13 protein-coding genes and 2 pseudogenes are annotated in these 14,305 nt (G+C 44.1%); 6 read left to right on the top strand and 9 right to left on the bottom strand.

Annotation, left to right across the window (positions count from 1 at the left end; all coding sequences use genetic code 11):
- The first annotated feature begins 190 nt into the window (after positions 1-190).
- Both soxR and EHQ17_RS06525 read left to right on the top strand, forming a co-directional pair.
- Positions 191-643 (top strand): redox-sensitive transcriptional activator SoxR, encoded by a 453-nt coding sequence (gene soxR, locus EHQ17_RS06530; RefSeq protein ID WP_135592597.1) that lies wholly within the window; start codon positions 191-193, stop codon positions 641-643.
- 71 nt (positions 644-714) lie between these two features.
- Positions 715-1,578: a flagellar hook-basal body protein gene (locus EHQ17_RS06525; RefSeq protein ID WP_135592595.1), complete on the top strand. Its 864-nt coding sequence runs from the start codon at positions 715-717 to the stop codon at positions 1,576-1,578.
- Here EHQ17_RS06525 and EHQ17_RS20130 read toward each other — a convergent pair.
- Positions 1,558-1,746 (bottom strand): annotated as a pseudogene (locus EHQ17_RS20130) (hypothetical protein); the annotation flags it as partial. The gene EHQ17_RS06525 and the pseudogene EHQ17_RS20130 sit on opposite strands and share 21 nt — an antisense overlap.
- A 14-nt stretch (positions 1,747-1,760) precedes the next feature.
- On the opposite strand from EHQ17_RS20130, the pseudogene EHQ17_RS20125 reads away from it, so the two are divergent.
- The 3 genes and pseudogenes from EHQ17_RS20125 to EHQ17_RS06500 all read left to right on the top strand — a co-directional run.
- Positions 1,761-2,261, top strand: a pseudogene (locus tag EHQ17_RS20125) (integrase core domain-containing protein); the annotation flags it as partial.
- Between the two features lie 143 nt (positions 2,262-2,404).
- Positions 2,405-2,695, top strand: a complete 291-nt coding sequence (locus EHQ17_RS19755; RefSeq protein ID WP_246057432.1) for a hypothetical protein — start codon at positions 2,405-2,407, stop codon at positions 2,693-2,695.
- 217 nt (positions 2,696-2,912) lie between these two features.
- A complete protein-coding gene (locus EHQ17_RS06500; protein ID WP_135592593.1) occupies positions 2,913-3,836 on the top strand; it encodes a WG repeat-containing protein in 924 nt (307 codons plus the stop codon).
- Between the two features lie 341 nt (positions 3,837-4,177).
- Here EHQ17_RS06500 and EHQ17_RS06495 read toward each other — a convergent pair whose 3' ends face one another.
- The 8 genes from EHQ17_RS06495 to perRA all read right to left on the bottom strand — a co-directional run bounded on the left by EHQ17_RS06495 (position 4,178) and on the right by perRA (position 13,835).
- Positions 4,178-4,642, bottom strand: coding sequence for an LA_1841 family salt-regulated protein (locus tag EHQ17_RS06495; protein ID WP_135592591.1), 465 nt, complete (start codon positions 4,640-4,642; stop codon positions 4,178-4,180).
- 767 nt (positions 4,643-5,409) lie between these two features.
- Positions 5,410-5,697, bottom strand: a complete 288-nt coding sequence (locus EHQ17_RS06490; protein WP_135592651.1) for a hypothetical protein — start codon at positions 5,695-5,697, stop codon at positions 5,410-5,412.
- A 397-nt stretch (positions 5,698-6,094) separates the two neighbouring features.
- The gene (locus EHQ17_RS06485; RefSeq protein WP_135592589.1) at positions 6,095-7,303 is read right to left on the bottom strand and encodes a hypothetical protein; all 1,209 of its coding nucleotides are present in this window, start codon (positions 7,301-7,303) and stop codon (positions 6,095-6,097) included.
- Positions 7,304-7,571: 268 nt separating this feature from the next.
- Positions 7,572-9,617 (bottom strand): acyltransferase family protein, encoded by a 2,046-nt coding sequence (locus tag EHQ17_RS06480; protein WP_135592587.1) that lies wholly within the window; start codon positions 9,615-9,617, stop codon positions 7,572-7,574.
- Between the two features lie 183 nt (positions 9,618-9,800).
- Entirely contained in the window at positions 9,801-10,259 is a 459-nt protein-coding gene (locus EHQ17_RS06475; RefSeq protein WP_135592585.1) for a hypothetical protein, read from the bottom strand.
- Positions 10,260-10,307: 48 nt separating this feature from the next.
- Positions 10,308-10,904, bottom strand: coding sequence for an Lcl C-terminal domain-containing protein (locus EHQ17_RS06470; protein WP_167881237.1), 597 nt, complete (start codon positions 10,902-10,904; stop codon positions 10,308-10,310).
- A gap of 14 nt (positions 10,905-10,918) precedes the next feature.
- Positions 10,919-13,114, bottom strand: coding sequence for an Lcl domain-containing protein (locus EHQ17_RS06465; protein ID WP_135592581.1), 2,196 nt, complete (start codon positions 13,112-13,114; stop codon positions 10,919-10,921).
- 283 nt (positions 13,115-13,397) lie between these two features.
- On the bottom strand, positions 13,398-13,835 hold the full coding sequence (gene perRA / locus EHQ17_RS06460) for a peroxide-responsive transcriptional repressor PerRA (protein WP_135592579.1): 438 nt from the start codon (positions 13,833-13,835) through the stop codon (positions 13,398-13,400).
- Positions 13,836-13,982: 147 nt separating this feature from the next.
- On the opposite strand from perRA, the gene EHQ17_RS06455 reads away from it, so the two are divergent.
- The gene (locus EHQ17_RS06455; RefSeq protein ID WP_135736160.1) at positions 13,983-14,294 is read left to right on the top strand and encodes a hypothetical protein; all 312 of its coding nucleotides are present in this window, start codon (positions 13,983-13,985) and stop codon (positions 14,292-14,294) included.
- Positions 14,295-14,305 lie beyond the last annotated feature (11 nt).

Here is a 14,305-nt window from a genome sequence, read left to right as displayed (position 1 = left end):
AAAAAAAGTTCCGTTTTAGAACGGGTTTTCTATCAAAGTCTGAATGGAATCAAAAGGGAAAAAATTAAAGCTAAAGTTAACTTTAACTTTTCGGAATAATTTTACCCGAAACAGAACTGCGAAAAAAGGCGAACGGCGGTAAATCGAGTAGAACGATCGATCCGGAATTCAAAAAAGGAAAAGAACGGAAATGGACAAAGAGGAATTGTTGAGTATCAGCCAAGTCGCAAAACGGAGCGGGGTGGCTTCTTCTGCGCTTCGATTTTACGAGGAGCGGGGTTTGATCGTATCGCAGAGATCATCCTCGGGTCATAGGCGTTATCCGAGGCACGTTTTGAGAAGAATCGCCTTCATCGTATTCGCGCAGAAAGTAGGGCTTTCTTTGGATGAGATCGGAAACGAGGTTTCCAAACTTCCCGAAGATTACACCCCCACCGGACAGGATTGGTCGAAGTTGTCGAGAACCTGGACTACCAGAATCGAGGATCGAATCCGCGAATTGGAACTTCTGAAAAGCGGGTTATCGGTTTGTATCGGTTGCGGATGTCTTTCCTTGTCGAAGTGTAAATTGACGAACGCGGGAGACCGTCTCGGAAGATACGGATCGGGTCCGTTGCGTTGGGTTTGGAAGGGAAAAAACTAGATTTATGTCCTCAAAAACGTTAGGGGATTTCCGAAATTCTCCGATCCTAAAATAGAACGGGGGAAGATACGATGTTGAGAGGAATGTATACTGGCGCTAACGGAATGATCATTCAGCAGACGAGAATGGACGTCATTTCCAACAATCTCGCGAACGTGGATAAGACGGCCTTCAAAAGAGATACGACCGTGTTCAAGACGTTTCCGGAACTTTTGATCCATCGTTTCGACGAGGACGGAGTGGGAAAGGTTCCGATGGGTTCTTTCGATACGGCTCCGTTGGTCGGCAAACTAGGGTTAGGCGGAGAAGTGAACGAGGTTTATACCCGTTTCGAACAAGGCGCCGTAAAAAAAACGGAGAATCCTTTCGACCTGATGTTGCAGGATAAACCGGGAAACGAACATCCGGCTTTTTTCAGCGTTATGACCAATCGCGGCGAGCGTCTCTCGAGAAGCGGAGCCTTCGTTATGGATACGAACGGTTATCTCGTCACTCCGCAAGGGTTTCCTCTGTTGGGTGAGAACGGTCCGATTCGTGTCGCAAGAGGAAATTTTTTGATTAAAGAGAACGGAGAAGTCTGGATCAACGGAGAAATAGGCAACGATCCGGTGAATGGAACTTCGATTGATAAAAATCGTTTTGAAACTCCGGTTCTTTTGGATCGGATCAAGATCCGTACCGTTGAAAATCCGCGTCATTTGGATAAGGAAGGGGATTCGTTTTACTCGGATACCCCCGAGTCGGGAGAACCGGTTCCTTTCGAACTCAAAGACGAGCCTTCCGTGCTTCAGGGATATTTAGAAGCGTCTAACGTAAGTGTCGTTACCGAAATGGTGGAAATGATCGAGGTCAATCGTTCCTATGAAGCCAATCAAAAGACGGTTCAGACTCAGGATCAAATGCTCGGTAAACTTTTAAGCGACGTCTTGCGATAAACATCCCTTCGCACATCTCAACAGACCTTGATCTTCTGAAATAACATCAAGACCGAGAACTCGAACGTTTTTGAGAAACGAAAACTCGTTTAGATACAGCGTCGAGTTTTCCGGTTTAACATAGTAATATGTGCCGAACGAAGTTTTCAACAGCCTCTGGTTTCCTTCCGTCTTCGTTTATTCGATATGAAAAAAAGGTTCCAGGGCATCAAGTGCAAATAGATGTAAAATTCCTTTCTTTCCGTAATTCCAAAGGAAAAGAAATTAAGAGATTTTAATATACGGCTATTGATGACGCTTCTCGAATACGTGCTTTAAAAATATATCAAACTCATACTCAACAATCTGCTATTGATTTTGTTGACTACGTAATAGAAAAATTCCCATTTCGAATCCATACAATCAGAACTGATAATGGGCCCGAATTTCAAGCGAAGTTTCATTGGCATATCGAAGGCCAAGGAATACATCATTCCTAGATTGAACCTGGGACGCCTCGGCTGAACGGTAAAGTTGAACGTTCGCATCGTACTGGTAAATCTGAGTTTTATCAGCTTTTTGAATATAAGGATGACGTTGATTCGAGTAAAAAGTTATCGGAATGGGAAAATTATTACAATATGCTCAGACCGCACGGAGGACTTTTCGGAAAAACCGCTTATGAAGTTCTGAAAAACAAATTGCAATTGAAAGAAAAAGTAAAAATCGTTGGTCGAGGTCGCTGGTTTCACATGGCTGCAATGCAATTTTTTGGAAAAGGGCAAATTCAGGAGAAGAAGCAAAACACTGTATCAGCGAGCTGGAACTTGTCGATGGAAAACCTGTTATGGCTGATCCAATAAGATTCTCATCTGAGATCGAGTATACGGGTAATAGTCGTAATATTTCTGATGAAGGGCTAAAAGTCATTAACGATTTAGATACTATAAACTTTTATAGGACCTGGATATCTAATTTTGAAAGAGAAATCGAAGTAATCGAAAAAGACAAAAAGTATTGGCTACCGGTTCATAATAAGGTTTTCTCATTTTTAAATCAAGGTCGTCCAGTAAAACTAAACAAAGAAACGAATCAGCTTGAAATTGCTCCTAAACCGGCGGTTTTAGGTCTTCGCTAAATAGGTTGTTGTTATTCCGATAAACAAAACATCGTACTGGTTGTTTCAGTTTTAAAACAGTGAAATTGAATCCAGTAGTAAGATCATTTAACTTTACAGATTATCGCTGTACAAAGATGCTTCGAATCTTGTATGAAGTTCATTGTACAGGGAAATTTTTTGAATCAATGCCCAATGCTAATGGGGCGAAATCAATTTAAAAGGGCGTTATATTAGTATGAAGAAGTTTGCTTTTAAAATAGCGATATTGTTGTGTTGGGTAATTTGCAGTTTACATGGAGAGCAGAATCGACCGATTGCTATCGTCTGGACCGTTGAACCAATCTATGAAGATGCGGTTTCGTTTAGCGAAGGTTTAGCCGGAGTAAAACAGAATGGGAAATTTGGATTTATTGACAAGAAAGGTAATATTGTCATCGAACCGAAATATGAAGGAGGCACCTTTTTCAGCGAAGGTTTAGCTTTCGTGTTTACAGGTCAATTTAGCGGATATATTGATCAAGCCGGTAATCAAGTCCTTTCTTCTTATGATCTTCCCTATGCTTTTAATTCGAATTTGATTCCCTTTGGCGATGTTTCAGGAGGATACGGTTTTAGAAATAAACAGGACGAGATTGTTGTAAAACCAATATACGAAGATGCGTTCGAATTTAGCGAGGGGTTGGCGAGTGTTAAAATAAATAAAAAATACGGGTTTATTGATTCATTAGGTAATATTATCATTCCTGCTAAATATAAATCCGTTGGAGAATTTTCCGAAGGGTTATCATGTGTCTTAGAAAAGGATAAATACGCATTCATCAACAAAAAGGGTGAAGTGGTGATTCCTCCGAAATTTGACAATTGTTTTCCCTTTAGAGATGGTCTGGCAAGAGTCAAATTTCAATCAAGGTATACGTATATCGACGCTACAGGCAAGAAAGTCATCGACACGGATTTTGAGTGGAGTGGCTTTTTTGCGGAAGGAATTGCCCCATTTGAAAAGAATGGAAAATATGGTTTCATCAATAAAAAAGGTGAAATTGTAATTCAGGCGATCTTCGATAAAGTTTCTTCTGTTAAAGAAGGTTTAATTTGTGTTAAATACAATGGAAAATTCGGTTTTCTTGAATATTCAAAGAACAAGCATTTGTCCAATTAGTCCAAACAAGCTCCACTTTACCGCTCTTCCTTGATTCGTAGTTTTTGTTCCGCGCTTTATTCTTGTTTCGTAAATTCGATGTTTAAAATAATTTTATGTAAAAGTCCGACGGAGCGTAACGTTGACAAATAGGATCGTTAATACATGCAATCGGTTTCATCTCGATTTTTTATTTCATAAATGTTATGCTTTTGTCATTATCAACGCTCTCGACGTTGAAAAAACCGGAAGCCTATTCCCTATCTGCCTTTCGTTAGAAAGGCATTCTCGCTCGGCTTTTTCGGACCCGTTCAACGATCCGCGTTAAAGTGTACTCGGTAAGTTTTAAATTTATGTTTTGATTATATTTCTTCCGATACTTTTTTCTTACTTTTATTCTCCTTGGTTTCTACCGGAGGGCGTTGGATTCTTTTGGCGATTTCCCAGGTTTGAACTTGTTCGCTATGACTTGAAAGCATGCCAGGGTTAGAAGTATTTCCCGCTCTAGCTCCCGGGGTGTAGTGTACGGAAGTTACAATTTCAGAATTGGCAAGTATGATCACGTCAGCGCCTTGTTCCCTTGCCTTTTCTTTCACGTATTCTATACAATCACTTAGTTGTCCGCAATTAACTTCTACGATTCCAATTTGTTCTACTTGGTAATCGGGAATCGCTCTCATGATCACAGCGATAGGTTCCGTTTCGGCGAGCGGTGGATAACTTCTTCCGGTCATCGTAAGAGTACCCGATACACAATTTGTTACACCGAATACGATTAAACAAAATAGAACAGATATTTTTCCAAACTTAAGACAGTGGGTCGTCATTTAATAAGTTAAGTCTCCTTTATGAGTTTGGAGCGTTTTTAAGAAGCCCTCGTATGTCAAATTAATTTTATAGTTTGATTGCGGAATTAGGAAGGTTGTTTCCCGGTTTTTTGCGCGAGAATTAACGCGAACACTGAACCAAAAGAGCATAACGTTGGAATTTCGGCCAAAGAGCGGTATTGTCGTTCGTTCGCCACTTATCTCTTGGTGAAAACGAAACTGAAAAAAGCGGATGGATTTACAAATAAAACGAAAAAGTGTCTTCGCCGTTTTCCGATTTATAATAGAATCCTATCACTCAAAGAAACGGAAGGAAGAATCGAATATGACGCTAAACTTGATCCAATTGACTCGCTCAACAACGGTGTTTTGCGAAACGGAAATCTTAGTATGACTCATCCTCGAAATATTCGATCAAAGCCAAGGTATTCGAAGCAAAGATCTCAGGGGAAGGTGGAGCGATCCGTAAATATACACATTCCTGATTATAATATGAATTTAAGCGAGAATCAGAGACGGAAAAGTAAAATTCGTTTTCATACGATCTCAAACAAAAAGAATTCAATATTCTTGATAAAACGTCACGCTTACGACCTCGGACCTTGATCTTTTAAACTAAAATCGAGACCGAGAAGTCCTCCTTTTTGAAAAACGAAAACTCGTTTCGATACGGCGTCTGAGTTCTGCTGTTTTACTGGGTTTAATATGCAGGAGGGATTTTCGTAGACCGAAGATATCCCTCTGCAAGCATATCCTGGTCTTTGTTTTTATTTGAGTCTGAATTGTTTCAGCTCTAACCTGTTTTTAACCGTAGCCTTCGGGTCGTCGATTTCAACGACTTCGCCTCTTGCTATCATCGGTGCAATCGCCTGGATGACTTTACCGCGGTTTAAGAAAGAGTCTTTGAGACCGATTCGTTTGGTGAGTTCGGGTAAGGTCAATGTTCCTCCTGCGTCTTGAAGTTCCTTGAGAATTTTCGGCTCGAGTTTTTTTCCACGACGTGCGGCGATACTCACCGCCAAGGCTGCACCGATTCCGGCGACGATGCTCGTCATAATAATATCGTTCATTGATGATCCTCCTTTTCGAACACACAAGGTTCAGATTTCCTGGAAGCTGTCAAGAGGAAGAGAAAAGATTCGATAGATTCGTAGAGTCACGGGAAATCAAGAATGAATTTCTGATTTTAAGGAACGAAAGTGTATCCGGAAGGAACGTGAATCAGTCCGTTTTGTATGGGGATTTTTTAATTCACGGGAGAAGGTTGTCCACGTTACTCGTCATGATCCCAAAAATCGAAAACGAACGAATGAGGATGACGAACGGATCCTCCGTTTTGGTCGGACTTTATCAAAACGATCGAATCCGGGAGTCGTATCCTAAGTCCTATAACTCGTCCGAAATCGGACGAGTTCCTTTTGATCTGTTTTTACGAAGATTCTACGTTTTTTTTTACTCTTTGGCGAAAGTACAATCCGGGAAGACGTGGTTCCATTTCGCTAAATCGTTTGCAGCTTTTTGAATATTAGGGATATTTGATTTGCATGCTTTAGACAACTCTTTTTGGACAGCGTCCGGATCCAATCTGTCGATTCCAAATCCAGAGGTAAAGGAGCATTCTTCGGATAAAATGTCTCCTTTCTCCGTATAACAACGACTCATGTTTTCGATCAAAAGGAAGGCGGTTTTACGCTCCGCGGGGGCGATTTTGCTAAGAATATCCAAACATTTTTGACGATCCGATCCAAGAAGTTCTTTTTCAGTTTCAAGACAACGATCGATTTCGTTTTTCAGACCTTGTCTCGTTTGATTTCGTGGATGATTTAAACTTCTATAAAAACACTGAATCGCCCATTGTTCTTTCGAGCGCAAAATTTTTATCTGCAAACCTTCCGATAGATCATTGCAGAATTCTGAATTTCCTTCCGAGGATCGCACCCGCCTTTGTAAATCGGAAATATCGTCGATGGTGGGATTCGGAAACGCGCGGAGTTTTTGTTTCGTCGTTTCGGTCAATCGATCGTACCGATCGAGTATACTTTTCGCCAGGTTCACGATCGTCTTATTCTTTGAATCCAGTAGGAAGAGGAGATGCGGCTCTAAGCTCCGGAAAAAAAGTTTCGTCCTATTTTCTTCGATTCTGCAGTTATCGGAGTAATAGTCCGCATCCGCTAACGTAATCGGTTTTTCGTAACTTAACAAATTCAGTGCGTCTATGATTTGGATCTCCGATTCCGGGTTTTTGAGTAGTTGAAGAATTCTATTCCTCGCGGCGATAACGATGCGGCGTTGATCGTGCTTGATGGTATTCGTAGGATAACATTCATTGATATATCCGTATTTTTCTTTAAGCGTTTTGTAGTGATGCGTAAAATAACGAAATGCCGCCGAACTGATTCTCGCATCGACGTCGAACGATAATTCGAAGGAATAATCGAGCCTATCGGGATGATCATAGTCGATGAAATTGTGTTCGAGATAACAAACGATTCCGAGTTTCTTTTCCGGACTTCCCGAACGGATCAAAGTCACGATTTCCTTTTTGACGCCCTTGTGAGATTCGTATTCCGGACAATCCTGGGGGACGAACTGTTTGTATCCCTGCCCGAATTGCTGTTGAATGCTGACCAATAGAAAAAATACGAAAAGATAAGATTTCATGCGGATCCTCTCTGTGACTTCTCGGTTTCCGGGAATTCGACCCGAGTCGATTGATTCCCTTTTTCCAGCTCCTTGTTCTCTTTGGAGCGTATTTTATTCCTTTTTTTATCTTTCGCTCATGGATACGGTCGGCTTTTGGAAACCGTTACGGAGCGGTCTTAGGAGTCGATTCTACCTTTCTTATTTTAAACTTTATAAAAATCGAATATTATAGTAATTATAAGTATTCTCTTTTTGCTTCAAGCCGGACCTATGTGTCGCGTAAAATTCATCGTTTCGAAAACGGAATCGATCGGATCGTTTTCAGAAGTTCCGGTTGGGATAGGCGTCCGGCTTCGACGCTCGGGTGCGAAAATTCGTCCCTGTATAAGAACACACCGTTGTCGTCGTAGAATCTGCAGAGTTCGGAGGGGCAAAATACGTCGAAGAGATCCAATACGAAAAAATTATCGTGTTTATCCCGTAAGCGCAACAGTAAATCATGATATTCTTTTCTTCTGCGAAGGCTCGTTTGGCGTGAATAATAGTTGCAGGGAGGTTCTCCGAAAACATGCCAGCTCTGCGGAGTCGCCAGGTCCGGGGTGCAGTTCGATTCCCGGAGCATCGGGTTGGCGCTTTGATACACCACAAAAAGACCCTTTTGTGCGGCACTTCTGATAAAGCTCTCGAGGCCGTTTTCCAAAACGTTAAGATTTTTTGCGGAGGATTTCGTAAAGGTTTCCGGAGAGTAGGGCGCTCCGTCGTTGATCATGAGCACCACGTCTTCGGGACGAAGTTTGCCGATCAATTCCGGTATGACCTCGTTCCAGTAGTATCGATTCGCTTCGTCCCAATGTCCTTTATAGTCCACGTTCGGAACCGGTGCCGCTCCCCAAGAAGAGGTGATCATCACGGCTCCTTCCCCGGAAGACTCCAAAATTTTAAACATCTCGATCTCGGCCGCGCTAAACGAATTGCCGATCACGAGAAATCTACGTTTTGCCTCTTTGAAATTTCCGAAGCTGCAGTTTTGCGGAAGAATTTTTTTCCCGACCTCGTCGTTCGAGGAAAGGATACAGGACTTCGCCTTCCATTCGAATCCGTCGTGCGAATCGTCGTCTTGTAAGGTTTCCACTCCCTTTTTTTCAAGAAGCGCCCACTTACCTAAATAGAGTTTCCCCGTCGTATAACGCGGTATAACGACGAATAACGTTACGGATGAAATCAATGCCGCCGTCATGAAAAAATATCCGATCGGGCCGATTTTGAAGTAAGGACCGATACTGAGTTCCGGCCAGTCCGAGTATCGAAGAGGACGTTCCAGAAATTTATGCGAAACGATCGCGAACAAAAATATGAACGTTAGTTGAAACGGAGCGGTCCAGAGATTTACTCCGATCGTCCATCGGCTTACGGATAATACGCTCCAATGCCATAGATATAAGGAATAAGAAATGGTTCCCATATAAACGAACGGTTTCAGGGATAGAAACCTTGCCGTGAGGAATTGTTTTTCGACCGCGAACAAAAGTACGGAGGTGGACAATACGACGGGGAGGGGGGAAAATTCCGAATAAACGCCCGACTGCGGTAGACAAAGAAGGATCAATATCGACGCGAAACATACGGATACGATTCGATCCAAAAAAAGACCGTTTCGTTTTTTTTCGGTCGAGACTTTTTGAGAGAGCAGAAACGAGATCGAACCGAGCGCCAATTCCCAGAATCGAGTCGGCATCAGGTAGAAAGCCTTTACCGGATTCGTAAAGGAAAGTTTAATATAATAAATTACTGAAATAGAAGATAAAATAGAAAGTAGTATCAGGAAATTGCGGACCCCGTTCTTTCTTTTCGTGACAAATCCGCTGATCCAGGTCAAAAACGGGAAAACGAGGTAAAATTGTTCCTCGACGCCGAGCGACCATGTATGCGTAAACGCGTTCAATTCCGCTATCGTACTAAAATAATCCGCCGCTTTTCCGTATAAAAAAAGATTCGATAATCCGAAAAGGGAAAAAATCCCGGTATGAAGAGTTAAAAACGAAGCCGCGATTTGCGGGGAGGAAAAAAGAAACGTAAGCAATAGTGTGATCGATACACAAAGAAAAAGCGCAGGGGCGAGACGTTTGATTCTCCTCGTCCAGAAGCCCACGGTATATTCACGAAAGGATATATATTTTTTTTCCGACAAGGATGCGGTTATGACGAATCCGGAAAGAACGTAGAATATATCCACGCCCAAAAATCCTCCGGGCAGGATTTTTTTATCGAAATGATTGAGGATCACGGCCAAAACGGCGATCGCGCGCAGACCGTCGATTTCTTTTCTATACATATGTTTTTTCGCGGAAGATTACGCTTTTGGAACTTTATCGCATTCTTAAGAAGGGGACATTTTGTGCGATCGATATTTCAACCGATCCTGTGGCAGGAGGGGCCAAAAATCCGGTGAATTTCGGATGCGATCGTAAAACGGACATTTTTCGTCTCGGCTGAAACGGTAGGGATCGCGGGTCCTCTACAGGACGATTCTGATTCCTCGACGACAGTAACCTAAAATTTTCCGTACGAAATGACGATTCGTCAGATAAGAACTTCCTTCGATATCGTTTTCGAAAAATACCGTCTCGTTGTTCAATTCGATCCGGGAACTTCCGGTCGGAAAACGTATGGAAGTCACGTAATCCTTTTGATACGGAGGTCGGATCGGATTCAGAATGAGAATCGCCCGTTCGTTTTCCCAATACAAATAAAAATGGGAATCCATTATCTGGGAAACGTAAAAGGTCTGTCCTTTTTTTCCTTCGGTTTTGAGTAGGATTTGGAGAGAATCTTTTAGAACCGTCAAATCCGGATAAACCGCAACGGCGGAGTCGGTCCGTAGGAATCTATCTTCCTCTTCTTCCCGACTCCACGATCCGGAGCAGCCGATACAGACCGCCAACACGATCAGGGAAATACAAAATCGTAGAATCACTGTTCGGCGATTTCTAAAAAAATCCTCCGGGCGGTCGTCGCGGCCGACTTACGGTCCGCTCACACAACGCAGATACGCGTTATTCGCCTTTGGAAATTCGATACTTCCTCCCATTCGGAAGTCGGCGATGTACGCCATCGATCGGTACAAGGTCGATCGGGGAATGGAATACGCTCTCGGGTGCGAGTTCGCGGTGGCGACGTAGGCTCTGGGATCCGAGTTGAAGTCGGTCGCTACGGTCGAGTCCGGACTGATTCCCGAGGAAATTCCGCTCGTCGATGACCAATAATAACCACCGGTGGTATTTGCAAAAATCGCAATGTTTATGATCGGAAAAGAAGTTCGACTGTAGTCGATCAAACTCATCAGTTCCTTCACGTTGGGAACTCTCCAAGTCCTTCCCGCCAAGTTCAGATTTCGACAGGAGAAGAGAGCCGAATCCCAGTCCATGATCGTAGTAACCCCGGAACAATCCAAAGGGTTCTGACCGAAACTGCATTTCTGCCAAACGATTCCGTTTAACGTGTCTCTTACTGTGCCGTCCCCGTCATCTACATAAGGGCCTCCGGTAGCCGACGCGGAGCCGAAAGAGATCAAAGTAAAAACCATCACGAACGAATAGAGATATTTTTTCCTGCTTTTCATACTTCCTCCTTTATTCAATCCGCCACGCACTGCGAGGTGTAATTGTACGACAAGAACGTGTAGTCGGAAATATATTTCGTTTTGTTGGGGCCGGGTTGTGTTACCCCTCCGAAGACCGAAATCGCCCATGCTCCGGCGGAATAATACGTAGTCGAGTTAGTCGGATCTACGGGGCCGTTGGAGAGAGAAAGCATCGTTCCGGTAACCGTGGTTGCGTTGATATGGGCCGTTAATGTGCCGGTCCAATATCTTTGGTAGTTGTTTCGAAGTAGACCGGGAAAATACGCTTCCGGAATTGCGTCGTCTCCCGTCGCCCCACCATAGTTTAGAATAGAATAATATTCTGAAATATAAGGAAGTCTCCAGGTGGTTTTTCCGGCGAATCCGTTGCCGGAGTTTTCCGCGTTCAAGGCGCTACATTCCTTCCAAGATTCGGTCCAAGTTTTGTATGGATAACCGGTGACCGAAATGCACGCGGTTCCATCCCAACGTTGATCCTGGGGACAGACCAGCACGCAGGTCGCTCCGGTCCACGTAAACCCTTCCAGACAGGTTTTCCAAGCGAGACCGGTGCGCGTATCGAATGAAACGATATCGTTCGGATACGAGGCGTGGATGGGTGCGGGAAATTGTAATCCGGAAAATGCTCCCGTAGTTTCTCCGTCTTGTCCCGAGTTGCTGCAATCGGCTAAGGTATTTCCGGCCGCGTCCGAACAATCGGTTTGACCCGTATCCGAAATTCGAATCGGATCCGGGTTGGCGGCGGTGCCGTATCGGAGCGCACCTGCTCCGGAAGCCGAATTGCCCGCAATGTCTCGAAACTGTATCACGGACAATTCGAAGAGAAACAATTCCGGTAGTTTGCTTTTTAGGTCCGCGCGGTAGGTTCTTGCGTCCAGCCATTCTCCCTTGGCGCCGAGAAGGGAAAATCCTGACACGCCCACAAGGGTAGGGTCCGTAAAATAGTAAATACCGGGTTTTGCCGTCGTTTGGTAGTTTACATCCATGTCCTTGCTGAATTTGAACGTGAAGTAACGTTGGTTTACGCTCAGGTTCATCGTACCCGGAGTCGGTGTGATGGACGTGATCGTAGGAAGCACGCTATCCTTGGTGATCGTGTAGGTCGTGTAACCGATATTCCCCGTCACCGAGGCGGCCACACATACGTGGACGGTATAATTGCCGTCCGGTGAAAACATCGTGCTCGTCAAAGTCGTGGTTTTGAGAGTATTGGCCGCAATCGGACCGGAGAGCAAAACGGTTCCATTGGTACAATTCGTTGAGTTTTTTCGGATGCTGAAGGTCCCCGCCATGTTGGAAAGAAATTTGAGAGTGCTGGATCCCGCAATGGCCTTGAGATACAAGGTGCTGATCGAATTGATCGTAACGTTGGGATGCGCGGTATTCACCGTATATGTGGAAGCGCTGCTTACGGAACCTACGTTACCCGCAACATCGACCGCGATCGCTTTCACGGCGGTGGTCGCGGCGTCGGGAACGGAAAACGAATTCGTATAAAGAACGGAATTGGCGTCCGGAGTACCGTCGGCTGCGATTCCCGGATCGGAACCACCGGTTCGATACGCGATTTTGTAACAACCCGAACCTCCCAGATCAGAACAACTGATCGCGATATTCGGAACGGCGCTTCCGTAGACCCCGGTTCCGGGAGTGAAGGTCAGCGAGGAAGGAGGGGTTTCATCCCGAACGATCTCGAATTCCTTCTTGGCGAGTAGGGTCTGCGATTGCGATTTGTGGATACAAACGAACATACGGTTCGAACCCATCGTCAAGGGATTGACTCCGTCATCCGCCTGAATCCGATGTGTCATCGACGTGGACTTCACCACCGGTCCCTGTGCGAGAACCGTTCCGTCCGTACAACTCGTCGCGTTCAAACGAAGTGTATAGTCTCCGCTCACATTGGAGGACCAGGTTATATCCTGATAGTTGACGGCTCCTGTGTTCGCGCTTACGTACGAAGTCTCCGAAGAATTCCATTGAACGGCGGGTACGACGGCAGCGACCGTGCTTGTAGGAGGGGAGGATGGGATCGAATCTTCCATTTCGAAACCGGGGAACAAAAAGAAAAAAGGCTTCTTATTACTTTTGTGAAGACAACCCATCGTAAAAAAAATGAGAAGTAATCCAAAATAGTTAGCGTAAAAAATCAGTTTCGAATGTTGTCTTTGATAAGCGAAATGATTCATAAAAACCCCCACAACATTTTCGTCCGTCAATGTTGAGAGAATATACTCCGTAAAACTTCCTTTTGCGTCGCCCGCTATAAGTTGCTAATCCATGTTTATAACAAAACGAACTTAACGTTGGAAAACCGTCGTTTATCGTTTTGAAACGGAAACTTCCGAAACGAGGAAGCCTTGTCGGAAGGAAGGAAGGGTAGAAGTTTGGCGATTCTGTTATTTTGTAGATACGATTTTTAAAACCGAACGAGCGAAAGGAATCGGGCGAATCGAAAAAAACGGCGCGGACCTATTTATTTTTTTTTCCTTTCAGTGTGATCAAAAGACTACACTGATCCAAAGACGAACCGGTTTTGGTTTTGAAATCGTTTTTTAGTTCGGAAAGAACTTTTTCCTGAAGTGGTAAACTCAGATCTATATCGAAGATTTCTCCCGTGGTTTCGTCGATAGCGTGGTGGTGGTTTTCCACGTTCGAGTCGTATAAAGTGATTCCGGACTTTAATTCGAGTAGGTTGACGATTCCCTTTTCGGCGAACAGTTTCAAATTGTTGAATATTGTGGCGCGAGACGCGTTCGGAATGTGTTCGTTGATCAACTGAAAAATCTGATCCGCGGTCAAATGCTGCGGTTTGGAAAGGAGAAGGTTGGCCATTTGCAGTCTTTGGACGGTGACGTTGATCCCGGCGTTTTCCAGAATGCGTTTGCTTCTTTCGTATGAATCCTTCATATCTTCCAGGTTCCCAGTTTGTTTTTTTTTGTCTATAAATTAGACTAATTCTAAAAAAAGACTCGGGCTAATTTTTTACGGTATTAGATTGAATCTAAAATGATATTTGATTTAAAAGTGAAACAGAAATACAATTCGGGAGGTTTCATGAAATATTTCGTTCCTTTGTATTCTTCCAACGATCCAAACGATCCGGCTTCAAGCGGTGTTTGGTCCGCTTGGGAACTGGATCGAAGCGTTTTTCGAAAAGGGGATTTTCAGTTCGATTTAGTGAGAAGAGGGGAACGTTTCGAACTAAGGAGAAAGAACATTCTTCCCGTATGTCTGAAGGAAATCGACGCCGGAGGATACGCGCTTCTTATTTTGGCAGCCAACCACGGTCACTGCGAGACGGTTCGTTGCCTGATTTCCCTGGGGGACGACGTAATTCAACGGATTCAAACGGAAACTCGATCCTGAAGGGAGCATAC

Source organism: Leptospira gomenensis (assembly GCF_004770155.1).
GTDB lineage: Bacteria > Spirochaetota > Leptospiria > Leptospirales > Leptospiraceae > Leptospira > Leptospira gomenensis.
This window is presented reverse-complemented; position numbering and strand designations above follow the sequence as displayed.